This window comes from Aeromicrobium phragmitis, assembly GCF_003674095.1.
Classification (GTDB): domain Bacteria; phylum Actinomycetota; class Actinomycetes; order Propionibacteriales; family Nocardioidaceae; genus Aeromicrobium; species Aeromicrobium phragmitis.
On record NZ_RDBF01000003.1, the window covers coordinates 76,710 to 101,923 of the forward strand.

Annotated in this window: 22 protein-coding genes; 15 read left to right on the forward strand and 7 right to left on the reverse strand. The window is 68.1% G+C overall.

What is annotated here, in order from left to right:
* A complete protein-coding gene (locus tag D9V41_RS05030; RefSeq protein ID WP_121793449.1) occupies positions 1-3,822 on the forward strand; it encodes a DNA-directed RNA polymerase subunit beta' in 3,822 nt (1,273 codons plus the stop codon).
* 370 nt (positions 3,823-4,192) lie between these two features.
* On the opposite strand, the gene D9V41_RS05035 is transcribed toward D9V41_RS05030, so the two are convergent.
* Positions 4,193-5,344, reverse strand: coding sequence for an acyltransferase family protein (locus tag D9V41_RS05035; protein WP_121793450.1), 1,152 nt, complete (start codon positions 5,342-5,344; stop codon positions 4,193-4,195).
* Between the two features lie 19 nt (positions 5,345-5,363).
* Between D9V41_RS05035 and D9V41_RS05040 the strand changes: the two genes are divergently transcribed.
* Positions 5,364-5,849 (forward strand): NUDIX hydrolase, encoded by a 486-nt coding sequence (locus tag D9V41_RS05040; protein ID WP_166375925.1) that lies wholly within the window; start codon positions 5,364-5,366, stop codon positions 5,847-5,849.
* Between the two features lie 337 nt (positions 5,850-6,186).
* Here D9V41_RS05040 and D9V41_RS05045 read toward each other — a convergent pair whose 3' ends face one another.
* Entirely contained in the window at positions 6,187-7,344 is a 1,158-nt protein-coding gene (locus tag D9V41_RS05045; protein ID WP_121793452.1) for a hypothetical protein, read from the reverse strand.
* A gap of 115 nt (positions 7,345-7,459) precedes the next feature.
* On the opposite strand from D9V41_RS05045, the gene D9V41_RS05050 reads away from it, so the two are divergent.
* The 7 genes from D9V41_RS05050 (at position 7,460) to tuf (ending at position 16,830) form a co-directional block, all read left to right on the forward strand.
* On the forward strand, positions 7,460-8,749 hold the full coding sequence (locus tag D9V41_RS05050) for a hydroxyacid-oxoacid transhydrogenase (RefSeq protein ID WP_121793453.1): 1,290 nt from the start codon (positions 7,460-7,462) through the stop codon (positions 8,747-8,749).
* Complete coding sequence (locus D9V41_RS05055) at positions 8,743-11,574, forward strand: FAD-binding and (Fe-S)-binding domain-containing protein (RefSeq protein WP_121793454.1); 2,832 nt, start codon at positions 8,743-8,745, stop codon at positions 11,572-11,574. The genes D9V41_RS05050 and D9V41_RS05055 overlap by 7 nt, the downstream gene beginning before the upstream one ends.
* Positions 11,575-11,578: 4 nt before the next feature.
* Complete coding sequence (locus tag D9V41_RS05060) at positions 11,579-12,307, forward strand: maleylpyruvate isomerase family mycothiol-dependent enzyme (protein WP_133434116.1); 729 nt, start codon at positions 11,579-11,581, stop codon at positions 12,305-12,307.
* Between the two features lie 203 nt (positions 12,308-12,510).
* A complete protein-coding gene (gene rpsL / locus D9V41_RS05065) occupies positions 12,511-12,885 on the forward strand; it encodes a 30S ribosomal protein S12 (protein ID WP_121793456.1) in 375 nt (124 codons plus the stop codon).
* A complete protein-coding gene (gene rpsG, locus D9V41_RS05070) occupies positions 12,885-13,355 on the forward strand; it encodes a 30S ribosomal protein S7 (RefSeq protein WP_121793457.1) in 471 nt (156 codons plus the stop codon). Before rpsL ends, rpsG begins: the two co-directional genes overlap by 1 nt.
* Positions 13,356-13,432: 77 nt before the next feature.
* Positions 13,433-15,544 carry an elongation factor G gene (fusA, locus tag D9V41_RS05075; protein ID WP_121793458.1) on the forward strand — a complete coding sequence of 704 codons (2,112 nt, stop codon included), beginning with the start codon at positions 13,433-13,435 and terminating at the stop codon, positions 15,542-15,544.
* Positions 15,545-15,636: 92 nt separating this feature from the next.
* Positions 15,637-16,830, forward strand: a complete 1,194-nt coding sequence (gene tuf, locus D9V41_RS05080; protein WP_121793459.1) for an elongation factor Tu — start codon at positions 15,637-15,639, stop codon at positions 16,828-16,830.
* A gap of 204 nt (positions 16,831-17,034) precedes the next feature.
* Here the strand turns inward: tuf and csrA are convergent, their stop codons facing one another.
* Genes csrA through flgN form a run of 5 tightly spaced genes read right to left on the reverse strand, consistent with a single transcriptional unit; the run spans position 17,035 to position 20,436 of the window.
* Positions 17,035-17,268 (reverse strand): carbon storage regulator CsrA, encoded by a 234-nt coding sequence (gene csrA / locus D9V41_RS05085; protein WP_121793460.1) that lies wholly within the window; start codon positions 17,266-17,268, stop codon positions 17,035-17,037.
* Between the two features lie 9 nt (positions 17,269-17,277).
* Positions 17,278-17,688 (reverse strand): flagellar assembly protein FliW, encoded by a 411-nt coding sequence (gene fliW, locus D9V41_RS05090; protein WP_121793461.1) that lies wholly within the window; start codon positions 17,686-17,688, stop codon positions 17,278-17,280.
* A complete protein-coding gene (gene flgL, locus D9V41_RS05095) occupies positions 17,685-18,575 on the reverse strand; it encodes a flagellar hook-associated protein FlgL (RefSeq protein ID WP_121793462.1) in 891 nt (296 codons plus the stop codon). The genes fliW and flgL overlap by 4 nt, the downstream gene beginning before the upstream one ends.
* Entirely contained in the window at positions 18,575-19,945 is a 1,371-nt protein-coding gene (gene flgK, locus D9V41_RS05100; RefSeq protein ID WP_121793463.1) for a flagellar hook-associated protein FlgK, read from the reverse strand. The genes flgL and flgK overlap by 1 nt, the downstream gene beginning before the upstream one ends.
* Complete coding sequence (flgN, locus tag D9V41_RS05105) at positions 19,945-20,436, reverse strand: flagellar export chaperone FlgN (RefSeq protein ID WP_121793464.1); 492 nt, start codon at positions 20,434-20,436, stop codon at positions 19,945-19,947. The genes flgK and flgN overlap by 1 nt, the downstream gene beginning before the upstream one ends.
* 317 nt (positions 20,437-20,753) lie before the next feature.
* Between flgN and D9V41_RS05110 the strand changes: the two genes are divergently transcribed.
* The 6 genes from D9V41_RS05110 to flgB all read left to right on the forward strand — a co-directional run bounded on the left by D9V41_RS05110 (position 20,754) and on the right by flgB (position 25,213).
* Positions 20,754-21,587, forward strand: a complete 834-nt coding sequence (locus D9V41_RS05110) for a sigma-70 family RNA polymerase sigma factor (RefSeq protein ID WP_166375926.1) — start codon at positions 20,754-20,756, stop codon at positions 21,585-21,587.
* A 190-nt stretch (positions 21,588-21,777) separates the two neighbouring features.
* Positions 21,778-22,608 carry a flagellin N-terminal helical domain-containing protein gene (locus tag D9V41_RS05115; RefSeq protein WP_121793466.1) on the forward strand — a complete coding sequence of 277 codons (831 nt, stop codon included), beginning with the start codon at positions 21,778-21,780 and terminating at the stop codon, positions 22,606-22,608.
* Positions 22,609-22,702: 94 nt separating this feature from the next.
* Positions 22,703-24,022, forward strand: coding sequence for a flagellar filament capping protein FliD (gene fliD / locus D9V41_RS05120; RefSeq protein WP_121793467.1), 1,320 nt, complete (start codon positions 22,703-22,705; stop codon positions 24,020-24,022).
* 7 nt (positions 24,023-24,029) lie between these two features.
* On the forward strand, positions 24,030-24,416 hold the full coding sequence (gene fliS / locus D9V41_RS05125; RefSeq protein ID WP_121793468.1) for a flagellar export chaperone FliS: 387 nt from the start codon (positions 24,030-24,032) through the stop codon (positions 24,414-24,416).
* Positions 24,413-24,733 carry a hypothetical protein gene (locus D9V41_RS05130; RefSeq protein WP_121793469.1) on the forward strand — a complete coding sequence of 107 codons (321 nt, stop codon included), beginning with the start codon at positions 24,413-24,415 and terminating at the stop codon, positions 24,731-24,733. Before fliS ends, D9V41_RS05130 begins: the two co-directional genes overlap by 4 nt.
* A gap of 120 nt (positions 24,734-24,853) precedes the next feature.
* Positions 24,854-25,213, forward strand: a complete 360-nt coding sequence (flgB, locus tag D9V41_RS05135) for a flagellar basal body rod protein FlgB (RefSeq protein WP_121793470.1) — start codon at positions 24,854-24,856, stop codon at positions 25,211-25,213.
* Position 25,214: the final 1 nt, after the last annotated feature.

Sequence of the window (25,214 nt, forward strand, 5' to 3'; positions counted from 1 at the left end):
GTGCTCGACGTGAACTTCTTCGATCAGCTCAAGATCGGTCTCGCGACCGCCGACGACATCCGCAACTGGTCGTTCGGTGAGGTCAAGAAGCCTGAGACGATCAACTACCGCACGCTCAAGCCCGAGCGTGACGGCCTCTTCTGCGAGAAGATCTTCGGTCCCACCCGGGACTGGGAGTGCTACTGCGGCAAGTACAAGCGCGTGCGCTTCAAGGGCATCATCTGCGAGCGCTGCGGCGTCGAGGTCACCCGCTCGAAGGTCCGCCGTGAGCGCATGGGACACATCGAGCTGGCCGCCCCGGTCACGCACATCTGGTACTTCAAGGGTGTGCCGAGCCGTCTGGGCTACCTGCTCGACTTGGCGCCGAAGGACCTCGAAAAGGTCATCTACTTCGCGGCCTACATGATCACGCGGGTCGACGAGGAGGCGCGCCACCGCGATCTGTCCTCGCTCGAGGCCAAGATCGATATGGAACGCCAGCAGCTCGAGAACAAGCGCGACAACGAGGTCAACGAGCGGATGGCCAAGCTCGAAGAGGACCTCAAGCAGCTCGAGGACGAGGGCGCCAAGGCCGATGCCAAGCGCAAGGTCAAGGACGCCGCGGAGCGCGAGGCCAAGCAGCGTCGTGACCGCCTTCAGCGCGAGATCGATCGTCTCGAAGCGGTCTGGGACCGCTTCAAGAACCTCAAGGTCCAGGACCTCGAGGGCGACGAGATGCTCTACCGCGAGATGCAGTACCGCTTCGGGCAGTACTTCGAGGGCTACATGGGCGCCCAGGCGATCCAGAAGCGCCTGCAGGACTTCGACCTCCAGGCCGAGGCCGAGAAGCTGCGCGAGGTCATCGCCACCGGCAAGGGTCAGCGCAAGACCCGTGCGCTCAAGCGCCTCAAGGTCGTCTCGGCCTTCATGGGCAGCAACAACCGCCCCGAGGGCATGGTCCTCGACGCCGTCCCGGTGATCCCGCCGGAGCTGCGTCCGATGGTCCAGCTCGACGGTGGTCGGTTCGCCACGTCGGACCTCAACGATCTGTACCGCCGCGTCATCAACCGCAACAACCGCCTCAAGCGGCTGCTGGATCTCGGCGCGCCCGAGATCATCGTCAACAACGAGAAGCGGATGCTGCAGGAGGCCGTCGACTCACTGTTCGACAACGGTCGTCGCGGGCGTCCGGTGACGGGTCCGGGCAACCGCCCGCTCAAGTCGATCTCGGACATGCTCAAGGGCAAGCAGGGCCGGTTCCGTCAGAACCTGCTCGGTAAGCGCGTCGACTACTCCGGCCGTTCGGTCATCGTGGTCGGCCCGCAGCTCAAGCTGCACCAGTGCGGTCTGCCCAAGCAGATGGCGCTGGAGCTGTTCAAGCCCTTCGTGATGAAGCGCCTGGTCGATCTCAACCACGCGCAGAACATCAAGAGCGCCAAGCGCATGGTCGAGCGTGCTCGCCCGGTCGTGTGGGACGTGCTCGAAGAGGTCATCACCGAGCACCCGGTGCTGCTGAACCGTGCGCCCACGCTGCACCGTCTGGGTATCCAGGCGTTCGAGCCGCAGCTGATCGAGGGCAAGGCCATCCAGATCCACCCGCTCGTCTGCTCGGCGTTCAACGCCGACTTCGACGGTGACCAGATGGCCGTGCACCTGCCGCTGAGTGCCGAGGCGCAGGCCGAGGCCCGCATCCTCATGCTCAGCACGAACAACATCCTCAAGCCGTCGGACGGCCGACCGGTCACCATGCCCACCCAGGACATGATCATCGGGCTGTACTTCCTGACGCTCGAGCGCGACGGCCACCCCGGCGAGGGGCGTTCGTTCAGCTCGCCGGCCGAGGCGCAGATGGCGTTCGACCGCGGGGAGATCACGCTGCAGAGCAAGATCCGCATCCGCATCGGCGACGAGAGCCGCGAGACGACGCTGGGCCGCACGATCTTCAATGACGCGCTGCCCGAGGACTACCCGTACGTCAACTTCCAGGTCGGCAAGAAGGAGCTCGGCACGATCGTCAACGATCTCGCCGAGCGCTACAGCAAGGTCGACGTGGCGGTGGCGTTGGACAACCTCAAGGACACCGGCTTCCACTGGGCCACCCGTTCGGGCGTCACCATCTCGATGGCCGACGTCGTCAGCCCGCCGGAGAAGCCCGAGATCCTCGCCAAGTACGAGGATCTGGCGGCGAAGGTCCAGCAGCAGTTCGACCGCGGTCTCATCACCGAGGACGAGCGTCGCCAGGAGCTCATCGAGATCTGGACGCAGGCCACCGGTGAGGTCGCGGACAAGATGAGCGAGACCTTCCACGAGGACAACCCCATCTACATGATGGTGAACTCCGGTGCCCGCGGCAACATGATGCAGCTGCGTCAGATCGCCGCGATGCGTGGCCTGGTGGCCAACCCGAAGGGCGAGATCATCCCGCGTCCGATCAAGGCGAACTACCGCGAGGGCCTGAGCGTGGTCGAGTACTTCATCGCCACGCACGGTGCCCGAAAGGGTCTGGCCGACACGGCGCTGCGTACGGCCGACTCGGGTTACCTGACCCGTCGCCTGGTCGACGTCAGCCAGGACGTCATCATCCGCGAGGAGGACTGCGGTACCGAACGCGGTCTGCCGAAGATCATCGGTGAGCGCCTCGAGGACGGCACCCTGGTCAAGGCCGAGAACGTCGAGACCTCGGCGTACGCCCGCAACGCAGCCACGGACATCACCCACCCGGAGACGGGCGAGGTGCTCGTGGTCGCCGGCGGCGACCTCGGCGATGTCGAGATCGGCCAGCTGGTCGAGGCCGGCATCGAGCAGATCAAGGTCCGTACGGTCCTGACCTGCGAAGCCAAGACCGGTACGTGCGCCAAGTGCTACGGACGTTCGCTGGCGACCGGCAAGCTCGTCGACATCGGCGAGGCCGTCGGTACCATCGCGGCCCAGTCGATCGGTGAGCCCGGCACGCAGCTGACCATGCGGACCTTCCACACCGGCGGTGTGGCCGGTGACGACATCACCCACGGTCTGCCGCGCGTGGTCGAGCTGTTCGAGGCGCGTCAGCCCAAGGGCCGTGCCCCGATCACCGAGGCCGCTGGCCGCGTGCAGATCGACGACACCGACAAGACCCGCAAGATCGTCATCACCCCCGATGACGGTTCGGAGCCGATCGAGTACCCGGTCACCAAGCGCGCCCGGTTGCTGGTCCGCGACGGCGACTCGGTCGAGGTCGGTCAGCAGCTCACGCACGGTACGCCCGATCCGCAGGAGGTTCTGCGCATCCTCGGTGTCCGTCGGGCGCAGGAGCACCTGGTCGACGAGGTGCAGGAGGTCTACCGCTCGCAGGGTGTGGCGATCCACGACAAGCACATCGAGATCATCGTGCGCCAGATGCTGCGTCGCGTCACGGTCATCGAGCAGGGCGACTCGCACCTGATCCCCGGTGACCTCGCGGACCGGGCACTCTTCGAAGAGGAGAACCGCCGCGTGGTGGCCGAGGGTGGCACGCCGGCCTCGGGCCGTCCGGTGCTCATGGGCATCACCAAGGCGTCGCTCGCCGTGGAGTCGTGGCTGTCGGCCGCGTCCTTCCAGGAGACGACCCGGGTGCTCACCGAGGCCGCGATCCAGGGCAAGTCGGACTCCCTGCGTGGCCTCAAGGAGAACATCATCATCGGTAAGCTCATCCCGGCCGGTACGGGTCTGGACCGGTACCGCAACATCCGGGTCGAGCCGACCGAGGAGGCGCGCCAGAACGCGTACGCCGTGGCTGGGTACGACAGCTTCGACTACCAGTTCGGGCCGTCGGATTCTGCTCCGGTCGCGTTGGACGACTTCGACTTCACGTCGTTCGACAACTGACGCTCCACGACGAAGCCCCCGCCGGTTCTCCGGCGGGGGCTTCGTCGTGTCTCCGGCCGCGCGCCGCGAAGCGCGGTGCGTAGTCAACGTGTTCGCGTGAGGCGCGGTGCGTGGTCAACGTTTCCGCGAGGCGCGGTGTGTGGTCAACGTATTCGCGTGAGGCGCGGTGTGTGGTCAACCTGTTCGCGCGCGGCGCGGTGCCTGGTCAACGTATCCGAGCCAGGAGCGGTGCGTGGTCAACGTTTCCGGCCTCTCGACAGGTTGACGAGGCACCGCTCGAGTGGGAGATGTGTTGACCACGCACCGCTCAAGGGGGCGATGTGTTGACCACGCACCGCCCACCGGCCGCGCGCGTCCGGTGGGCTGAGCCTCAGCGGATGAGGCGTGTGAAGGGGGCCGACCCCGGATCGTCGCCACGCGTCGCGGGTGCGCGGCGGCTCTGCTGCTTCCACACCGGAACCTCGCGCGGTGGATGGTGCACGTCCTGGGACGGGTCACGGAACATCCAGGCGAGCTTCGGCTCGAAGACGGGCCGGAACGCCGTGGCGACCGGCTTGGTCATGAGCAGGACTGCGACGACCGCGCCGACGATCATGCAGCCGAGGACGGCTGTGGCCCCGTACGGCTCGATCGCGGCCCACAGGCCGAACTGGCGATCCAGGTAGATGATGATGAAGCCGTGCAGGAGGTACGCGTACAGCGTGCGCGAGCCGAGCACCGTCGTGATGGAACGGCCGCGCGGCACCAGCGAGAGCGCCGCGAGCGTGAGCAGCAGACCGAGGGCGATGAGCAATCCGCGCACGGCGACGCCCTCGAACATCGACACGTCGAGTTCGTCGTAACGGCCGCGATACAGCAGCCATTGCGTCGGGAACCGATGGTCGGCGAAGAGCAGCGACACCGCGAGCGAACCCAGGAGCAGCACGGCACCCGCCACGCGATACGGCAGCTGAGTCAGCCGCAGGAACAGCTCGCGATTGAAGTGCAGGCCGATGACGTAGAACGGCAGGAAGCCGAGCACCTTCGGCAGCGCCAGCACGTTCGGGATCTCGATGAGCCCCGAGGCGAGCGAGATGGTGACGGACGTCGTGACCGGGTACTTGAGCGCTCGCCAGATGGGCGTCGTGAGCCGCCACACGAACAGCGCGGCGAGGAACCAACCGACCCATTGCGGCGACAGGATCATCAGATGCTCGGGCTCACCGTCGTAGTGGCGGGTCATGAGCTGCAGTGACGTCTCGACCAGCAGATACGGCACGATGAGCGTCGCGACGATCCGCCGCACCTGCCGGAAGTCACCCACGTAGTGGCGAGCCGTGTACCCGGAGATGAGGATGAAGAACGGCATGTGGAACAGGTAGATCCACGTGTAGACGCCACGTGCCGAGTTCATGACGACGAGTTCGGTCAGCGAGTGACCGATGACGACGAGCAGCATGACCCAGAAGCGCGCGTTGTCGAGATACGCGACGCGTTCCCTCGGCTTCTTCGACTCGTGGGCGAGCGGGGCGAGCGATGTCATTGTGATTGACTCTACCGAGATGACGGAGTTCGGCAGCCCTGAGCAGACGCCCTCACTCACCGGCCCGCGACGTACGCAACGCTTGGGCGCGTACGCGGTCGTGGTCCGCGACGGCGCCCTGTTGCTCACCAAGATCTCGCCCAGTGGTTATCCCGTGGGGTACTGGGCGCTGCCCGGAGGCGGTGTCGACCACGGCGAGGCACCGCACGACGCCGTCCGGCGCGAGCTCTATGAGGAGACCGGGCTCACGGCGAGTGCCGTCCGGCTCGTCGACATCCATTCGCTCCGGGTCATCGACCATGGCCGGCACGATGCGTACGAGGACTATCACGGCGTCCACGTGCTGTACGCAGTGACGGTCGAGCCCGGCGTCGAGCCGCGGGTCGTCGAGGTCGACGGCACCACCGACGAGGCCGCCTGGGTGCCGCTCACGGACGTGGCCGCGCTGTCCACCCTTCCGGTCGTCGACTACGTCATGGAACGCCTCGCCGACTACACGCCGTAACGCGAGCCGAGCAGCGTATCGAGACCATCTGACGCGACGTGGTCTCGATGCGTCGGTCGCTGAGCGACCTCCTACTCGACCACCTCCTGGCCGGGTAAAACTAGGTGGTCGAGTAGCGGCGCCCTTCGATACGCCGCTCGTTCCTCGCGGCTACTCAGGAACCGCGACGTGGTCTCGATACGTCGGTCGCTGAGCGACCTCCTACTCGACCACCGATTGCCGGTGGTCGAGTAGCGGCGCCCTTCGGTACGCCGCTCGCTCCATCGCGGCTACGCCCCTCCTGCGATGGCTCCATGGGCCTTCGCAGAGCTCCGGTCTCCTCGGCGACCGGGGACTATTACGCCGGGGGGATCGAGAACAGGAAGGTGTAGCTGCCGCGCGCGGTGACGACGTGGACGGCCCGCGCCGTGGTGCCGTCGGGCGCCTGCGCGGAGTACACCGCGTTGACCTCATTGAGGTAGGCGACGACGTCCCGCACGGGTTCTTCGACGCCCGTCTTCGAGGCGACGTACTCTCGGGCGATCTGAGCGCCCTCCGTCGAGCGCTGGGTGTAGACGAGGACGAACGCCGGGTCGTGCCCGGTCAGCAGGACGCGGCCCTCCTCCGGCGGGGTCCAGTCACCGAGGAACGGGCCCTCGCCCGGCGCGTCGAGATCCATCTTGGGCCAGATGAGACCCGACTTCTCCGGGGTGTCGATCGGGTCGACGTCGTCGAGCTGCTCGGGCTCGCGGTTCTCCTGGCCCTCGCGCGGGTCTCCGATGTAGGTCACGGTGAGGACCATGACCGGCCGCTCCTGCGCGTAGGCGTTCGCCGTGCGGGTCGCCAGATCTCCGGGATCGATGTCGAGCTGCACACGGATTTCGCGATCACCGGGCGTGGTGCCGGTGACGTCGAGTGCGCAATGCGTGATGCGGTTGTTCTCCGAGGCGCAGTGGCGGCCGAGGTCGTCGGTGACGATCTCCTCGTCGGGCAGCAGGACGTCGATCTGCGCGAGCATCGACCGGGTCACCTCCGTGGGATCCTCGTCGATGCGCATGACGGAGGTCACCGTGTCCGGCAGCGGAGGCTCCTCGAGCGGGGAGAAGGTGTCGCGCTCGGGTCGGATGTCGGTCGGGGTCGGTGTCGGCGTGGGGGAGGGGGAAGCGTCGTCGGAGGGTTCGCCCTCGTTCTCGGCCTCCTCGGCAGCTTGCTCCGCGGCCTCTTCGGCTGCGCGCTCCGCGAGGATGGCTTCGAGTTCGGGACGGTAGGTGTCGAGCAACTCCTGGCTGCGAACCTGCACGAGCGGACCGAGCTGGACCGCGCCGCGCGGCACCGTGAGCCCGTAGACGATGGGGCTCTCCAGGCCGGACTCGTGGCTGTCCACGGGAGCGTCCTCGGGGGTGGCGAGCGCGGTGGGCGACGCCGACGGGGCGGGCGTGGTGCTGCCCGAGTCGCAGGCCGTGAGAGCCAAGAGGGCTGCGCTCACGCCGGCCGTCACCATCAGTCTGCGCTTCATCTCCACCTCGTTCGTACCGATCCGTTCCGGACCAGCCTAAGGCCACGCACCAACCGTGCCGTCCGGCGTGGCGCGTATCCTTCTGACCACAGTCACGCGCGGCGAAGGAGATGACGTGGCGGCCTTCCACCCCGACCAACCCGAGACCGTCTTCACCTACGGGGCACCCCGGCTCAAGTTCGGGGCCGGAGCCCGGCACGAGATCGCTGCCGACCTGGGCGACTGGGACGTCGATCGGGTGCTCGTGGTCACCGATCCGGGCGTCGCGGCGACGGGCGCCCCCGCCGCGCTCGCCGAGGAGATCCGCGCGAGCGGGCGAGAAGTGGTCGTCTTCGACCGAACCCGAGTCGAGCCGACCGACGCGAGCCTCATCGAGGCCGTCGAGTTCGCCCGTGCGGCCGCGCCGTTCGACGCGGTCATCGCCTTCGGCGGCGGCAGCAGCATCGACACCGCCAAGGCGGTCGACCTCATGCTGACCAACGAGGGCGAACTCATGGACTACGTGAACGCGCCCGTGGGCGGCGGACGCGCCCCGCGCCGCCCGCTGCTGCCGCTGATCGCCGTCCCCACCACGACGGGAACAGGCAGTGAGAGCACGACGATCTGCGTCCTGGACGTGGTGAGCCAGCACGTCAAGACGGGTATCTCGCACGCCCGGCTCCGGCCGGTCTACGCCGTGGTCGATCCCGAACTCACCGTGAGCCAGCCGGCCGGCGTCACAGCGGCGTCCGGCCTGGACATCTTGTGCCACGCCCTGGAGAGCTACACGGCGCGGCCCTACACCTCCTATGAGCACAAGCGGGCCGATGAGCGCGTGCCGTACTGCGGCGCCAATCCCATCGCCGACCTGTGGGCCGAGAAGGCGCTGAGCCTGATGGCGGGCGCGTTCCGCACGGCCGTGCGGCAGGGTGACGACGTCCAGGCGCGTGAGCAGATGGCGATGGCGGCGACCTTCGCCGGTCTCGGCTTCGGCAACGCCGGCGTGCACATTCCGCACGCGAACGCGTACCCGATCGCCGGTCAGGTTCCGGAGGGCTTCCGGCCCCAGGGCTACGACGCCGACCACGCGATGGTCCCGCACGGCATGGCGGTGTCACTCACCGCGCCGGCCGCGTTCGCGTTCACCTTCGACGCCGATCCGGACCGGCACGTTCGCGCTGCCCGGTTGCTCGATCCGGATGCGCGCGCCGACCGTCCGCAGGATCTGCTCCCGCAGGTGCTGCGTTCGATCATGCGCGACGTCGGCATCCCGAACGGGCTGGCGGCGGTCGGCTTCGACGAGAGTCACCACGACGCGCTCGTCGAGGGTGCGCTCAAGCAGCAGCGCCTGCTCGCGACGGCCCCGAAGGCCGTCGGCGAGGACGACATCGCGGCCATCCTCGATGCCTCGGTGGAGCTGTGGTAGCCGAGGTCGCGGCCACCACGACGGACGTCGCAGCCGCGTTGCGCCGTCGCGGCGTGCGCGATGTCGACGACTCGTCGCTGACGCGGGCGCTCTACAGCACCGACGCGTCGCTGTACCGCGTCGTGCCCCGCGTCGTCGCGCGGCCGCGCGACATCGACGAGGTCATGGCCATCGCGGCCGTCGCGGTAGAGACGGAGACGCCGATCACCGCCCGGGGAGCGGGCACCTCGATCGCCGGTAATGCCGTCGGCACCGGCATCGTCGTCGACTTCGCGCAGCACATGAACCGCGTGCTCGCGATCGACGAGGCCACCCGCACCGCCGAGGTGCAGCCAGGCTTGGTGCATGCGGCCCTCCAGCGCGCCGCCGCGCCGCTGGGACTGCGCTACGGCCCGGACCCGTCGACCCACACCCGCTGCACGGTGGGCGGGATGATCGGCAACAACGCGTGCGGCAACCGCGCTCTGGGTTACGGTCGCAGCGCCGACAACGTGGCCGCGCTCGACCTGCTGACGATCGGCGGAGAGCGCATCCAGGTGGGGCGCGACGTCGCTGTCGCCTCGCCGACGCTGGAGAAGCTGCGCGGGGTGGTGGGCTCCGACCTCGCCACCGTCCGCACCGAGTTCGGACGGTTCGGCCGCCAGGTCTCCGGTTACAGCCTGGAGCATCTGCTGCCCGAGCGCGGGTTCGACGTCGGCTCGTTCATGGCCGGCACCGAGGGCACTCTCGCCCTCCTGCTCGGGGCCACCGTCGACCTCGTGAAGGACCCGGCGCACCGGCACCTGGTCGTGCTCGCCTACCCCTCGATGGCCGAGGCCGCCGACCACACGCCCGCGGTCCTGCCGTTCTCGCCGACCGCGTGCGAGGGTCTCGGCGCCCGGATCGTCGAGGTGTACCGCGCCGCCAAGGGCACGACCGCCGTCCCCGATCTTCCTGACGGCGGCGGCTACCTCTACGTCGAGCTGTCCGGCGACGACGCCGCGGAGCTCGCTGACCGCGCCGCCAAGGTCGTGCGGGCGGCGGGGGCCCTGGGCCACCGGCACGTCACGTCGTCGATCGAGCAGGCCGTCCTGTGGCGGATCCGCGAGGAGGGCGCCGGCCTCGCGGGCCGGGCGCTCGAGCGGCCCGCATTGTCGGGCTGGGAGGACGCCGCGGTCCCGCCCGAACGCCTCGGGGCCTATCTGCGCGAGTTCGACACCCTGATGAACGAGTACGGCGTCCACGGCGTCCCGTTCGGCCACTTCGGCGACGGCTGCGTCCACGTACGGATCGACTTCGAGCTCGACGCGCCCGACGGACACCGGGTGTTTCGCGAGTTCCTGTTCGACGCAGCGCGCCTCGCCGCCTCCCACGGGGGGTCATTCTCCGGTGAGCACGGCGACGGCCGGGCCCGCTCCGAGCTGCTTCCGCTCATGTACTCGGACCGGGCGACAGACCTCTTCGCGCAGATCAAGCAGGTCTTCGACCCGCACCAGTTGTTGAATCCCGGCGTCCTTGTGGAACCGCGTCCGGTCGAGGCGGACCTGCGCGGTCAGCACCGTGACTGGGGACCCGGACGTCAAGGCGCGCGTCAGGGTCTACGGCTCCTACATGACGAGGGGAGCTTCGGTGCCGCCGTGCATCGTTGCACCGGCGTCGGTAAGTGCCTCGCGGCCAACCAGGCCACCGGCGGTGTCATGTGCCCGTCCTTCCAGGCGACCCGTCAGGAGAAGGACTCCACGCGCGGCCGAGCTCGCGTGCTGCAGGAAATGGTCGACGGTCGTCTCGTCGACGAGGGCTGGTCGAGCCCTGAGGTGCACGAGGCGCTCGACCTGTGCCTGTCCTGCAAGGGCTGCCTGAGTGACTGCCCGACCGGCGTGGACATGGCGACGTACAAGTCCGAGGTGCTCTACCAGACGTATCGCGGCAAGCGCCGTCCCCGCAGCCACTACATCCTCGGGCGGCTGCCCTTCTGGGCACGGCTGACCGCACCGGTTGCGGGTCTGGCCAACCTGGCGCTGCGCATCCCCGGCATCGTGCACATCGCCCGGTGGGTGGCAGGTGTGGATCAGCGCCGCAGCCTGCCCCGGTTCGCGACGCGCACCCTCAGTCGGCAGCTGCGCGGCCACACTCCTCGAGGCGACAAGCGCGTCCTGCTGTGGGCCGACTCGTTCACGGAGTACTTCGGCACGACCTCCGGCCGCGCGGCCGTCGAGGTTCTCGAGGCGGCCGGATACGCGGTGGAACTGCTGGAGCGGCCGCAGTGCTGTGGACTCACCTGGATCACGACGGGTCAGCTCGAGACGGCCCGGGAGCTGATCGAGCGCACGGTGGAGCAGCTCCATCCGTTCGTGTCAGCCGGCGTCCCGGTCGTCGGGCTCGAGCCCTCCTGTCTCGCGGTGCTGCGCTCGGACGCCGTCGAACTGATCGACGACCCCCGAGCGGCCGAGGTCGCCGGGGGAGTGCTCACCCTCGCCGAGCTCCTGCGGCGCGACGAAGAGTGGGAGGCACCCGACCTCAGCGGTCGGCGCATCATCGTGCAGCCGCATTGCCACCACTCCTCGGTGCTCGGGTTCGAACCGGACCTGGCGCTGCTGGAATCGATGGGTGCGCAGATCCAGCGGCTCGGCGGCTGCTGTGGGTTGGCCGGCAACTTCGGCGTCGAGAAGGGGCACTACGAGGTCTCCCTCGGCGTGGCAGAACAGCAGCTCCTGCCCGCGCTAAGGGACGCCGAGCCGGGCACGATCGTGCTCGCCGACGGCTTCAGCTGCCGTATCCAGATCGACGACCTCACCGACGTCGACAGCCTGCATTTGGCCGAGCTGCTGGCGCGAGAGTCGAGGTGAGGTGATGGAAGACCCGCTCATCGCCCTCGGTCATGCGATGGCCCGGTTCACCGAGTTGACGATGGGAGCGGAGGGCGACGAACCAGTCCCCGCATGCGCGGACTGGAGGGTCGCGGACCTCGTCGCTCATCTCGGCAACGTCCACCGTTGGGCGGCGGCGACCGTGCTGAGCGGTCAACGTATCGCGGACGAGCCGGCCTCCCGGCCCACCGAGCCGCTGGAGGAGTGGTACGCCGGCATCGCGACCGCGCTGCTCGCCGCGCTCCAAGCCGTCGACGGCGACGAGCCGACGCCCAATTTCGCGCAGATCGACGAGGTCGCCGCGTTCTGGTCGCGCCGGCAACTGCACGAGACGACCATTCATGCCGTCGACCTTGCGCAGGCGCTGGGCCGCCCCGAGTACGGGTGGGGGATCACCGACGACGTGGCCGCCGACGGCGTCAGCGAACTGCTGCGCGTCTTTCTACGGCGGATGGTCGCGCGGGGCCGTCCCCCTGTGGTCCGTGGCCCCATCGATCTCGTCGCCACCGACATCGACCGCGTCTGGACGCTGGTGCCGGGCGAGAATCCCCTGCAACCCCCGATGATCGTGAGCAGCGAGGCCGACGCGGTCGGCGTGGCGCGCGGCACCGTTTCCGAGCTGTACCTGGCGCTGTGGAACCGGCTCCCGAGCGATCGGCTGGACCTGACCGGTGCTGCCGTCGACTTCTTCGCCGGGCCTCGCGTGCCCTGAACCCCTGCCGCTTGGGGCCGCTCGATACGCTGGAACTCGGTGAAGGGTACCTCGATTTTGACCCGTCTCACCGGCTCCGGTAGGCTTATGCGCTGTGCCTGACATCTGTCAGGCCGGCGTGCGTGCCCACCGAATCGGCGACGATTCGCAGGGGCCGCGTCACCTTTCAGGCAACAACATCGGTCAGCAGAAAGAAGCATGTAGTGCCCACGATCAACCAGTTGGTTCGCAAGGGCCGCCAGTCCAAGGTGGTCAAGACGAACACGCCCGCGCTCAAGGGTTCGCCGCAGCGCCGTGGCGTGTGCACGCGCGTGTACACCACGACGCCGAAGAAGCCGAACTCCGCGCTGCGGAAGGTTGCTCGTGTGAAGCTCTCGAGCGGCACCGAGGTCACCGCCTATATCCCCGGCGAGGGTCACAACCTCCAGGAGCACTCGATCGTGCTCGTTCGTGGTGGTCGTGTGAAGGACCTGCCGGGTGTTCGTTACAAGATCATCCGCGGCTCGCTCGACACGCAGGGCGTGAAGGGTCGCAAGCAGGCTCGCAGCCGCTACGGCGCGAAGAAGGAGAAGAGCTGATGCCTCGCAAGGGTCCCGCTCCCAAGCGTGCCATCGAGACCGACCCGGTCTTCGGTAGCCAGCTGGTCACCCAGCTGATCAACAAGGTGCTCCTCGACGGCAAGAAGCAGGTCGCGCAGCGCATCGTCTACAACGCCCTCGAGGGCACCCGCGAGAAGACCGGCACCGATCCGGTCATCACGCTCAAGCGCGCGCTCGACAACGTCAAGCCGAGCCTCGAGGTCAAGAGCCGCCGTGTCGGTGGCGCCACCTACCAGGTTCCGGTCGACGTCCGTCCGGGCCGCCAGACCACCCTCGCGCTGCGCTGGATCGTCAAGTACGCCCAGGAGCGCCGTGAGAAGACCATGTCCGAGCGACTCATGAACGAGCTGCTCGACGCCAGCAACGGACTGGGCGCGAGCGTCAAGAAGCGCGAGGACACCCACAAGATGGCCGAAGCCAACAAGGCGTTCGCCCATTACCGCTGGTAATCACTCACCTCGCGATGTGGCGGGCCTCCTTCCACAGCGAGTCCGACCACTAGCCGCGATCACCGCAGAAAGCTCCCATGGCTACTGACATCACGACCGACCTCAAGCGCGTTCGCAACATCGGCATCATGGCGCACATTGATGCCGGTAAGACCACCACCACCGAGCGCATCCTCTTCTACACCGGCATCAACTACAAGATCGGTGAGGTCCACGAGGGTGGCGCCACGATGGACTGGATGGAGCAGGAGCAGGAGCGCGGCATCACCATCACGTCCGCTGCGACGACCTGCTGGTGGAAGAACAACCAGATCAACATCATCGACACCCCCGGCCACGTCGACTTCACCGTCGAGGTGGAGCGTTCGCTGCGCGTCCTCGACGGCGCGGTCGCCGTGTTCGACGGCGTCGCCGGCGTGGAGCCGCAGTCGGAGACCGTGTGGCGTCAGGCCGACAAGTACGGCGTCCCGCGCATGTGCTTCGTCAATAAGCTCGACCGCACCGGCGCGTCCTTCGACTTCTGCGTCAAGACCATCCGCGAGCGCCTCGGTGCTACCCCGCTGGTCCTGCAGCTGCCGATCGGTGCCGAGTCCGACTTCCTCGGTGTCGTCGACCTCGTCGGCATGCGCGCCCTGACGTGGCGCGGTGAGACCTCGATCGGCGAGGACTACGAGGTCGAGGAGATCCCGGCCGAGCTCGCCGACGCTGCCGCCGAGGCGCGTGAGGCGCTGCTCGAGACGCTCGCCGACGTCGACGACGAGATCGCCGAGCTGTACCTCGAGGGCGAGGACATCGGCGTCGACCAGCTCAAGGCTGCGATCCGTCGCGCCACGCTGTCCACGGCGCTCAACCCCGTCCTGTGCGGCACCGCGTTCAAGAACAAGGGCGTTCAGCCGCTGCTCGACGCAGTCGTCGACTTTCTGCCCTCGCCGCTCGACATCGGTTCGGTCCAGGGCCACAAGCCCGACAACGAGGACGTCGAGGACACCCGCGATCCGTCGGAGGAGTCGCCGTTCTCGGCCCTCGCCTTCAAGATCGCGGCCGACCCGCACCTGGGCAAGCTGACCTTCGTGCGCGTCTACTCGGGTCGACTCGAGGCTGGTACCCAGGTGCTCAACGTCACCAAGGGGCGCAAGGAGCGGATCGGCAAGATCTACCAGATGCACGCCAACAAGCGCGAGGAGATCGCGTCGGTGGGTGCCGGGCAGATCGTCGCCGTCATGGGCCTGAAGGACACCACGACCGGCGAGACCCTGGCCGACTCCAGCAAGCCGATCGTGCTGGAGTCGATGACCTTCCCCGATCCGGTGATCGAGGTCGCCATCGAGCCCAAGACCAAGGGTGACCAGGAGAAGCTCGGTGTCGCGATTCAGCGCCTCGCTGAGGAGGACCCGACGTTCCAGGTCCACACCGACGAGGAGACCGGCCAGACCATCATCAAGGGCATGGGCGAGCTCCACCTCGACATCCTGGTCGACCGCATGAAGCGTGAGTTCCGGGTCGAGGCCAACGTCGGCAAGCCCCAGGTCGCCTACCGCGAGACCATCAAGAAGAAGGTCGACGGCGTCAGCTACACGCACAAGAAGCAGACCGGTGGCTCGGGCCAGTTCGCCAAGGTCATCATGGGCATCGAGCCGAACGGTTCGATCGTCGGTGGCGAAGGCGGTTACGAGTTCGTCAACGAGGTCACCGGTGGCCGCGTGCCGAAGGAGTACATCCCCTCGGTCGACGCCGGTGCGCAGGACGCCATGCAGTTCGGTGTCCTCGCCGGCTACCCGATGGTCGACGTCAAGGTGACGCTCGAGGACGGCGCGTACCACGACGTCGACTCCTCCGAGCTCGCGTTCAAGCTCGCCGGCTCGATGGCGTTCAAGGAGGCGGCGCGCAAGGCCAACCCGGTCCTGCTCGAGCCGATGTTCGCCGTCGAGGTCACGACGCCCGAGGACTACATGGGCGACGTGATCGGCGACCTCAACTCCCGTCGTGGACAGGTTCAGTCCATGGAGGAGGGATACGGCGGAGCCAAGCTGGTCAAGGCTCTGGTGCCGCTGTCCGAGATGTTCGGGTACGTCGGTGACCTGCGGTCCAAGACTTCGGGCCGCGCTTCGTACTCGATGCAGTTTGACTCTTACGCCGAGGTTCCGAAGGCCGTGGCCGAAGAGATCATCAAGAAGGCCCGCGGCGAGTAACAGCGGACCATCGAATAAGGTGGCCTGAGGTACTCGTCATCGGGTGACCACACGGCGTTCAACAGCAACAATCAATCCAGGAGGAGCCCCAAGTGGCTAAGGCGAAGTTCGAGCGGACCAAGCCGCACATGAACATCGGCACCATCGGTCACATCGACCACGGCAAGACCACCTTGACCGCGGCGATCACGAAGGTGCTGCACGACAAGTACCCGGACCTGAACGACGACTACGCGTTCGACGCCATCGACAAGGCGCCCGAAGAGAAGCAGCGTGGCATCACGATCTCGATCGCGCACGTCGAGTACCAGACCGAGAACCGTCACTACGCGCACGTCGACTGCCCCGGCCACGCCGACTACGTCAAGAACATGATTACGGGTGCGGCGCAGATGGACGGCGCGATCCTCGTGGTCGCGGCGACCGACGGTCCCATGCCGCAGACGCGTGAGCACGTCCTCCTGGCTCGCCAGGTCGGCGTTCCGGCCATGGTCGTCGCGCTCAACAAGTGCGACATGGTCGACGACGAGGAGATCCTCGAGCTCGTCGAGCTGGAGGTCCGTGAGCTCCTCAACGAGCAGGAGTTCGACGGCGACAACGTCCCGGTCGTCAAGGTCGCCGCTCACCCGGCGCTCCAGGGCGACGCCAAGTGGGGCGAGTCGATCCTCGAGCTGATGAACGCGGTCGACGAGTACATCCCGCTGCCCCCGCGTGAGACGGACAAGCCGTTCCTCATGCCGGTCGAGGACGTCTTCACGATCACCGGTCGTGGCACCGTCATCACCGGTCGTATCGAGCGCGGCATCGTCAAGGTGAACGACACGGTCGACATCGTCGGCATCCGCGACGACAAGCAGACCACCACCGTCACCGGCATCGAGATGTTCCGCAAGCTCCTCGACGAGGGTCAGGCGGGCGAGAACGTCGGTCTGCTCCTGCGTGGTACCAAGCGCGAGGACGTGGAGCGCGGCATGGTCGTGATCCAGCCCGGTTCGACGACTCCCCACACGGAGTTCGAGGGCCAGGTCTACATCCTGTCCAAGGACGAGGGTGGCCGTCACACGCCGTTCTTCAACAACTACCGTCCGCAGTTCTACTTCCGCACCACGGACGTCACCGGCGTCGTCACGCTGCCCGAGGGCACCGAGATGGTCATGCCCGGCGACAACACCGAGATGAGCGTTCAGCTGATCCAGCCGATCGCCATGGAAGAGGGTCTGCGCTTCGCGATCCGCGAGGGTGGCCGCACCGTCGGCGCCGGTCGCGTCACGAAGATCCTCAAGTGAGTCACTGACTCTCTACGACAGAACCCCCGGGCTTCGGCCCGGGGGTTCTGTCGTATCTGCACCCGCTCCCTGCCTGAGCGGTGCGTGGTGAACGTATCGCGGTGGGCGGCGGTGCGTGGTGAACGTATCGACGCCCTCATCGGGTTGAGGACGCACCGCTCAACGAGGCGTCAGGTTGAGGACGCACCGCTCTCGCGTGAGGGGTCAGGGCTCGCGCCGCAGCGCAGCGCGCAGGGAATCGACCTGATCCGGCGCGGGGGAGGCCGCGTCGCGGTTGCTGTCCTGCAGTTCGACGAGCAGCTCTGCGCGGTTCACCGGGACCGAGCGGGGAGCCTCGATGCCGATGCGCACGACGTCGCCCTTGACTTCGAGGACCGTGACGGTGACCTCGTCGCCGATGATGAGCTGCTCACCGACGCGACGACTGAGAACGAGCATGCGACCACGCTATACCGTGGCCAGCGGTGCCAGCGGGGTGCGCACCGCGTCGCTGTCGGCGTCGTCGGCGAGCACCTGGGCCGCGAGCCGGCTGCGGACGTTGACGACGATCGGCGCCGCGAGGTTGATGGTGCTGGCCGCAAGGCTCTTCCCGACCGTCACGACGCCGAGCACGACCGCGTCGTCGGCCGCATCGAGCTCCAGCGCGGCGATGGCGTCTTCGGCGACCTGCGGTGCGTAGCCCTCGACGAACACCTGTGGCGGAGCCACCAGAAAGTGGGTGTCGCCGTCGAGCGACCGCAGCTCGCACAAAACGCCGTCGTCGTCGAGGCGGACGAGGGCGAAATCGCGAAGTTCGGGGAACCCGGGGATCGGCCGTACGAAGCGGATCGTGGGGATGTCCGTGGTGGGGGCGCTCATCGCAGGAAACTCACCAGGCTCGGCTGCAGGACGCGAGCCGTGGCCGCGAGAGCGGCCTGGTACGCAACCTCCTGCATCTGCAGCTCCACCAGAGTGCTCGGCAGGTCCGCGGACTCCACGCCGCTGAGCGACGAGGTGAGGTCGAGAACGGCGTCGCGGGCGGACTGGGCGGCCTGGTCGACGCGGGCGTAACGGAGGCCCACCTCGGACAGGCTGGACGTGATGCGGTCGAGCGCCGCCTTGGAGGCGTCGACGCCCTGCGCGATCGCGTCCGCGTCGTTGTTGCGCAGCGCCGTCGAGAGGTCGGCGAGCACGTCGAACACCGAGGCGCCGGGCGGACCGAACGTGGCCGCGGCGTCGGCATCGACCCGGATGGTCACGCCGTCGGCGACGGTACGTTCCACCGCCCCTGGTGTCCCGACGAACTGACCGTCGGCGTCATAGGCGACCGAGCCCGGAGTGAGACCGCCGAACACCGGACGGTCGAGATACGTGGTGTTCGCCGAGTCGATGATGCCCTCGCGGATCTGATCGATCTCCTGGGCGAGCGCCTCGCGGGCCTGGTCGCCCATGGAGCCGGTGTTGCTGCCCTGCAGCGCCAGATCGTAGGCCCGGCGGACCGCCGTGGACACCCCCTGCAAGGTGCTGTCGATCTGCCCGAGCCACCCGAGCCCGTCCTCGGCATTGCGGACGTACTGGTGGTGGTCGGCGAGTGAAGAGCGCAGTCGCATGGCAGTGGACGCATCCGTAGGCGAATCGGAGGGACGGTTCAGGCGGCGTCCCGTGGACAAATGTTCCTGGATCTCGGCCAGTCGCTGCAAGTTGTTCTGCAGATTCGATCCGGCGCGCTGCGTCATCATCTGGTGAGTCACGCGAGAGATGGCCATCAGCGGAGCACCCCCGTGCGGTTGATGAGCGTGTCGAGAAGCGAGTCGACCACCGTGATCACCCGCGAAGCCGCTTCGAAGCTCCGCTGCGCTTGGGCGATGGAGATGACCTCCTCGTCGGTATTGACGCCGGCGATCTGCTGCCGGCTCAGGTCGATCTGGTCGGTGAGGACGGACTGGTTCCGGGCGAGACGGTCTGCGGTGGCGACGGTGATACCGAAGTCGGTGACCAAGGAGCGGTACGCCGCCTCGCCGCCGCGGATGCTGTCCGAGACGGCGGTCGCGTTCGACCCGTCGACGGCACCGCCGGCGACACCGGACGCGCCGACCTCGCCGGGCTGGGTGACGGCCACGTGCAGTGAGGAGGCCGCAGCGGGGCCGTACGTGAAGAAGTCGCCCGCCGGCGAGCCGTCCGCGGTGTAGCCCGCGCGGTGCGCGGCGTTCACGTCGTCCGCGAGTTGGGCGGCCGTCGCGTCCAGGCCCGCGAGGTACGTGGGAATCGTCACGGTGATGATCTCGACGGTCGCGCCGATCGCCCCGCCGACGGCGGCGGTGACGGGCACGTCGCCGGTCGGCCCGCTGATCGCGAGGTCGAGCGGGTCCTCGGCCGTGATCGTCAGCGGCTGGACCTCCTTGCCGTTGACGAGCGATGCGCCGCCGAGCGTGACATCCATGCCGCCGTCGGCGCGCACCTCGGTGGTGGCCCCCGTGAGCTCACTCAGCCGCATCGCCACCCGATCGCGTTGGTCGATGAGGTCCGGATTGCTGACGCCGGAGAGCCGGTCGCGTGCGATGGCTTCATTGAGCTGCCCCAGCTCCTGGGTCAGCGCGTTCGTCTCGGCCACGAACTCGCCGAGCGCCGTGCGCTGGTCGGTGGCCTCCTCGCCGAAGCGGCGCGCCTGGGTGGCGAGGGCCTCGGCCACTTCCACGCCGGCGGAGATGACCTGGTTGCGGGCCGCGTCGCTGCTCGGTTGGTTGGCGAGGTCGTGCCATGCCTGGCGGAACGAGGCCATCGCGGCCGAGACGCCATGGTCGCCGGGCTCACCGATTCCCGACTCGAGGCGGGCGAGGGTCTCGGTCCGCACGGCCAGTTGCTCCATCCGCCCGTGCTCGCGGCGGGCGCGGGCGTCCAGCAGGGGATCGGTCATCCGAGACACGTCGAGCACCGAGACGCCGGACCCCTGGCCGACGGCCGGATGCGACCAGCGGGCGGGTGTGATCGGCATGGTGCCGGAGGCGGCCTCGACCCGCCGCCGGTGATAACCCTCGGTCCCGGCGTTGGCGATGTTGCCCGCGGCGATGTCCGCGACGACCTGACTGTGGCGCAGGGCCGAGAGCGCACTGCCGAAACTCGCGAAGGACCCCGCCATCAGAGGTCCTGGTCGAAGTAGCGGGGTCGGACGGCCGAGGTGTCAGCACCGCCGTCCTCTCGATACGTGTCCTTGTCGGTGATGTCCATCAGCATCTCCCTCGCCGCACGCTGGCCGTTCGTGATGAGCTCTCGATTGGTGTCCGCGAGCTGGCGGATCTCGCCGGTCACGGTGAGGAAGGCGTCCCGGTGCTCGTGCAAAATCGTCGACCACGGCTCGCCGGCCGCATCCGCGAGTGCCCGCAGGCTCGGGTCCGGGTCGAGGCCGAGCTCGGCGGCGACGGCCTCGGCGGCCCCGGCGCGGAGCACCTCGGTCTCGCGGATGGCCTCCAACGCGGCCTCGACCTCACGGGCCGAACGAGCGAGCCACCGCGTCCGCCCCGAGGACAGGACGAGCTGTTCGAGCTCGAGCTTGAACAGCAGTGTGTCGAGCAGCTCGCGCTCTCGCCACAACAGGAGGGACAACTCTTCCACGAGACTCCCATCGGCCATTCGGTCACGGTGCTGAGGATGCTAGCTGGAATTCTGCGATCGTACCGGTGCCGGGTCCACGCCACGGTCACCTTTCTGCGGCCGCCGAGACGCACTCGTGGCGGAAACGGGCAGATGACCGCTTTGTGACGTTTGCACCAAAGCAGTTTCCTCCGATGGTCCTTTCGTGCTAGAAGTGTCATCACAATCGGTTGTGGAGGGAAACACGCCGAAGCTCAACTCTGGCGAGAGAACACGCCGACCGCGCGCCCCCGGCGCGATCGTCGATGTGCTCTCCCGCCCCATGTCACGTGGTGACGAGCCTGAGGAGGCGGCGCATGGGGAACACCGCTCGGTCAGCGGATGACGACGAGATCGTCGATCACATGCCCCTGGTGGGGCACGTGGTCCGGGAGATGATGAGCCGAGTGCCGGCTCACGTCAGCCGGGACGATCTCACGGCGGCAGGACTCGCCGCCCTGGTCCAAGCAGCACGGTCGTTCGACGACTCGCTCGGGGTGCCGTTCGCGAAGTACGCGGTCCGGCGCATCCGGGGAGCCGTCATCGACGAGCTGCGGGCGGTGGACTGGGCGTCCAGGTCGGTGCGTCGCCGCGCCCGTGAGGTGGAGCGGACCCGGGCCGAGCTGGCGGGCGCGCTGGGCCGCGTCCCCGCGCACGCCGAGATCGCCACGGCCATGGGGGTTCCGGTCGACGAGGTCCTGGCCAACGACCAGGACGTCGCCCGAGCCGAGATCATCGCCCTGTCGAGCCCGGCGGGAAGCGTCATCGCCGACCTCCTGCCGGCGCACGGGCCGACGCCCGAGCAGATGGTGGAGCATCGCGAGCAACTGGACTACCTCGTTCACGCGATCGCGGAACTTCCCGAGCGGTTGCGCCGTGTCGTGGAGGGGTACTTCCTCCAGGAACTGCCGATGGCCGAGCTCGCGGCCGAGCTGGGCGTCACCGAGTCGCGCATCTCGCAGATCCGTGCCGAGGCGCTGACGCTCATCCGGGCCGCGATGCAACGGGCGCTGGCCGCCGAGGCTGCGGACGCGGCCAAGGCCGCAGCGGCCCCCGGCCGTGCGGCCCGGCGGGTGGAGGCGTACGTCAGCGCGGTCATGAACCGCCGCGACGCCGCCGCCAGCGCGCTCGGAAGCCCGGCCACCGCCTGACGAACCCGCTGAGTGTGACGTTTCGCAGCTGAAATCGGGCGATTCGGCTGCGAAACGTCACACTCAGCGCGTTCTCCGGGTCGATCGGGTTGGGTGAAGAGCTCAGGTGTGGGGAGACCCTGCCGATCGGAACTCCGAGCAACCCCACGGACGGGGTTGCTCAGGACTCGAGAACGGAAGGGAATCCACCATGAGTCTGCGGATCAATCAGAACATCGACGCGTTCAATGCGTACCGCAATCTGTCTGTCACGCAGGGACAGATGTCCAAGTCGCTGGAGAAGCTGTCCAGCGGTTTCCGGATCAACCGGGCGGCGGACGACGCTGCCGGCCTGGCGATCTCCGAGGGCCTGCGTTCGCAGGTCGGCGGTCTGAAGGTCGCCGTGCGCAACGCCCAGGACGGCATCTCGGTCGTGCAGACGACCGAGGGCGCGCTGACCGAAGTCCACGCCATCTTGCAGCGCATGCGTGATCTCGCGGTGCAGGCGGGCAACGACAGCAACAACGCCGATGCGCGGAGCAACATCACCGAGGAGGTCACCCAGCTCACGTCCGAGTTGACCCGCATCGCGGAGTCGACCAACTTCAACGGCACCCAGCTGTTGGACGGCTCGGCCGGGACGCTGAACTTCCAGGTCGGTGCCGACGGCGATGCGTCCAGCCGGATCCAGGTCGATCTGACGACGGCCAACATCGCCGACGTCGCGACGGCCCTCGCGGCGGTCGACTTCACCGATGCGGACACGGCGCAGACGGCCATCGGGCTCATCGACACGCAGATCGGAGCGGTTTCGACGGCCCGAGCGAACCTCGGTGCGCTGCAGAACCGCTTCGAGCACACCATCAACAACCTCAACGTGGCCGTGGAGAACCTGTCGGCCTCGGAGAGCCGCATCCGCGATACCGACATGGCCTCGGAGATGATGAGCTTCACGCGGGCTCAGATCCTCTCGCAGGCCGGTACCGCGATGCTCGCCCAGGCCAACCAGGCCCCGCAGTCGGTGCTCCAGCTCCTGCGCTGATCACCGCTGAGCCGGTGGGGCGGGGCTGAGCGCCGCCCCACCGGCATCCCCTGACGGCACCGACGGCGCCGAGACCGTCGCCGAGGAGGTTCCCATGGCAACTGGCACTGCGAGCATCAGTGGCTTGTCCGGTTTCGACTCCCGCGCCATCGTCGACCAGCTGATGGCGTTGGAAGCCGTCCCTCAGGATCGGCTCAAGACGAAGCTGGCGACCGAGGAGAACCGCGTCAAGGTGCTCCAAGGACTCAACACCCGCCTGGCCGCGCTGGTGACGAAGGCCAAGGAGTTCGGGGGCGCCGACACCTGGAACTCGCTCGCCGCCACGAGCTCACACCAGGGCGTATCCGTGGCGACCCTGTCCGGCGGAGTGCCGGGCCACTACACGATCGACGTCGAGAGCACCGCCACGGCGCACCGGATCACGTACGATGCAGCGTTACCGACCGACCAGGTCGTTCCCGCCGGTTCGTCACTGCGCCTCACCGTCGACGGGGAGACGCGCACGATCGACGCCGCCAACGGAACGCTCGCGGCCGTCGTCAATGCGCTCAACGGCTCCGGAACCGGCGTGCGCGCCTCGACGGTCAAGCTCGACGACGGAACTCTGCGGCTTTCGGTCACGAGCGTCGCGACCGGCGCGGAGTCCGCGTTCACGCTCACCGCCGAGGACGGGTCGCCGATCCTCGGCGGGGGGACGGCAGCGGCGGGCCGCGATGCCGTGATCGTCGTCGACGGCGATCGGGTCACGTCCTCGAGCAACACCTTCGCCGATGTGGTCTCCGGACTGAGCTTCACCATCGGTGCAGCTGCCGTCGGAGAGTCGGTGTCCGTGGAGGTCAAGGCCGACGAAGCGAAACCCGTGGCCGCGGCGAAGGAGTTCGTCGCGGCGGTGAACGAGGTCCTGGCCGAGATCGACCGTCTCACCGCCTCGACCCCCGGAGCACCAGGGCCCTTGGCTGGCGACAGTCAGTTGCGCACTGTCCGCAATGATCTGCTCGAGGCGGTCTTTCCGGGCAGTGGCTCCCTTGCCGACGTCGGTATCCAGACCACCCGCAACGGGACGCTGACCTTCGATGCGGAGAAGTTCTCCGCCGCACTCGGCTCCGATCCTGCCGGGACCCGGAGCGCTCTCGGCGCGGGTGCCGCTGGCTTCGCCGGTCGCATCCAGGAGACCGCCACCGCGGCCAGTGAATCCGGGACGGGGCTCGTGTCGGTCGCTATCGCCGGACGCAGTTCGACGGTGACCCGGCTCCAAGAGAGCATCGACGCGTGGGACCTGCGCCTGGAGATGCGCCGCAACACGCTGTCGCGCCAATTCACGGCCTTGGAGACCTCACTCGCGACCATGCAGGGGCAAGCGGACTGGCTGGCCGGACAACTCTCGTCGCTCAACGCATCCTCGAGCAGCAGGTGATCGCCCGATGAACCTCTCAACCTCAGCCGATCCGCGTGCCGCGTACCTCAGCGCCACGGTCCAGACCGCCAGTCCGCAGCAACTGCTCCTGATGCTGCTCGACCGCCTCGTTCTCGACGTCCGCCGCGCACTCGCCGCTCACGAACGCGACGATCGGGCGGGCGGGCACGAGCACCTGCTCCACGCCCAGGACATCGTCGCGGAACTGCGCGTCACGCTCGACGTCGACGCCTGGGAGGGCGCGCCGCAGCTCGCGAGCCTCTACGACTTCCTGCTCGCGGAACTCATCCGCGCCAACACGACCGGGGATCGGCAACTCACCTCCGGTTGCCTCGACCTGTGCGTCGCGCTCGCGGAGACCTGGCGCACGGCCGGACAGTCGATGGCGTCATGAGCGAACGCGCCTGGCGCGCGGCGTGGAAAGCCGCCCTCGACCGTCTCGAGCTGGACGTCGCCCAGGCGGAGCAGATCCTCGCGACGCCGGGGGAGCCGGGGCGGCCGCTGACCCCGTGGGTCCCTGGCGACGTCGCCGGCCCGATCCCCGAGGACATGGTCGAACGTGCGCGGCTGCTGCACGCACGTCAGTTGCGCGCCGTCCAGGACATGGTCGAGCACGTGACCGCCACCCGCCAGCAACGTGAGTACGTGGAGCGGCTCGCGCCACGCGCGGAGGGCGACCGTCCCTCGTTCTACGTCGACCACTCGGCCTGAGCGAGAACCTCGATCGAACCGCTCAGGTCGGCCGCCCGCCTGCCGACTGAGCCTGTGAGCACGGATCGCTCGACTGGCCGATGGAACGGCGATGTCCTCGACTCATGCGTGGGAGACAGCATGCCGTTCGCCGTTCCGGACCCGGTGTCCTCGACCCTGCACGCCGCCCTCGACGGGCTCGCGCTGCGCCAACGGGTCGTCGCCGACAACATCGCCAACGTCGACACGCCCCATTACCGGGCGAGCAGCGTCGTCTTCGAGGATTCCTTACGTACCGCCGTACGGGACGGCAGTGTCATGAGCGATCCGATCACCCCGGCGGTGGAGGCGACGCGGACACCAGTCGGGGCGAACGGCAACAACGTCGATCTGCGCAAGGAGACCATGGCCGCGATGCAGTCGCTGTTTCAGTACCAGATGATGACGCGTGCGGTGAGCGACCGTGAGGCGCTCCTGCGGACCGTCGCGACGGGAGCCTGAG

Excerpts from the sequence above, each read along its gene's own strand:
- D9V41_RS05035 (WP_121793450.1), bottom strand. The coding sequence starts at position 5,344 with ATGACATCGCTCGCCCCGCTCGCCCACGAGTCGAAGAAGCCGAGGGAA.
- D9V41_RS05040 (WP_166375925.1), top strand. The coding sequence starts at position 5,364 with ATGACGGAGTTCGGCAGCCCTGAGCAGACGCCCTCACTCACCGGCCCG.
- D9V41_RS05045 (WP_121793452.1), bottom strand. The coding sequence starts at position 7,344 with ATGAAGCGCAGACTGATGGTGACGGCCGGCGTGAGCGCAGCCCTCTTG.
- D9V41_RS05060 (WP_133434116.1), top strand. The coding sequence starts at position 11,579 with ATGGAAGACCCGCTCATCGCCCTCGGTCATGCGATGGCCCGGTTCACC.
- rpsG (WP_121793457.1), top strand. The coding sequence starts at position 12,885 with ATGCCTCGCAAGGGTCCCGCTCCCAAGCGTGCCATCGAGACCGACCCG.
- fusA (WP_121793458.1), top strand. The coding sequence starts at position 13,433 with ATGGCTACTGACATCACGACCGACCTCAAGCGCGTTCGCAACATCGGC.
- csrA (WP_121793460.1), bottom strand. The coding sequence starts at position 17,268 with ATGCTCGTTCTCAGTCGTCGCGTCGGTGAGCAGCTCATCATCGGCGAC.
- fliW (WP_121793461.1), bottom strand. The coding sequence starts at position 17,688 with ATGAGCGCCCCCACCACGGACATCCCCACGATCCGCTTCGTACGGCCG.
- flgL (WP_121793462.1), bottom strand. The coding sequence starts at position 18,575 with ATGGCCATCTCTCGCGTGACTCACCAGATGATGACGCAGCGCGCCGGA.
- flgK (WP_121793463.1), bottom strand. The coding sequence starts at position 19,945 with ATGGCGGGGTCCTTCGCGAGTTTCGGCAGTGCGCTCTCGGCCCTGCGC.
- flgN (WP_121793464.1), bottom strand. The coding sequence starts at position 20,436 with ATGGCCGATGGGAGTCTCGTGGAAGAGTTGTCCCTCCTGTTGTGGCGA.
- D9V41_RS05110 (WP_166375926.1), top strand. The coding sequence starts at position 20,754 with ATGGGGAACACCGCTCGGTCAGCGGATGACGACGAGATCGTCGATCAC.
- D9V41_RS05115 (WP_121793466.1), top strand. The coding sequence starts at position 21,778 with ATGAGTCTGCGGATCAATCAGAACATCGACGCGTTCAATGCGTACCGC.
- fliD (WP_121793467.1), top strand. The coding sequence starts at position 22,703 with ATGGCAACTGGCACTGCGAGCATCAGTGGCTTGTCCGGTTTCGACTCC.
- fliS (WP_121793468.1), top strand. The coding sequence starts at position 24,030 with ATGAACCTCTCAACCTCAGCCGATCCGCGTGCCGCGTACCTCAGCGCC.
- D9V41_RS05130 (WP_121793469.1), top strand. The coding sequence starts at position 24,413 with ATGAGCGAACGCGCCTGGCGCGCGGCGTGGAAAGCCGCCCTCGACCGT.
- flgB (WP_121793470.1), top strand. The coding sequence starts at position 24,854 with ATGCCGTTCGCCGTTCCGGACCCGGTGTCCTCGACCCTGCACGCCGCC.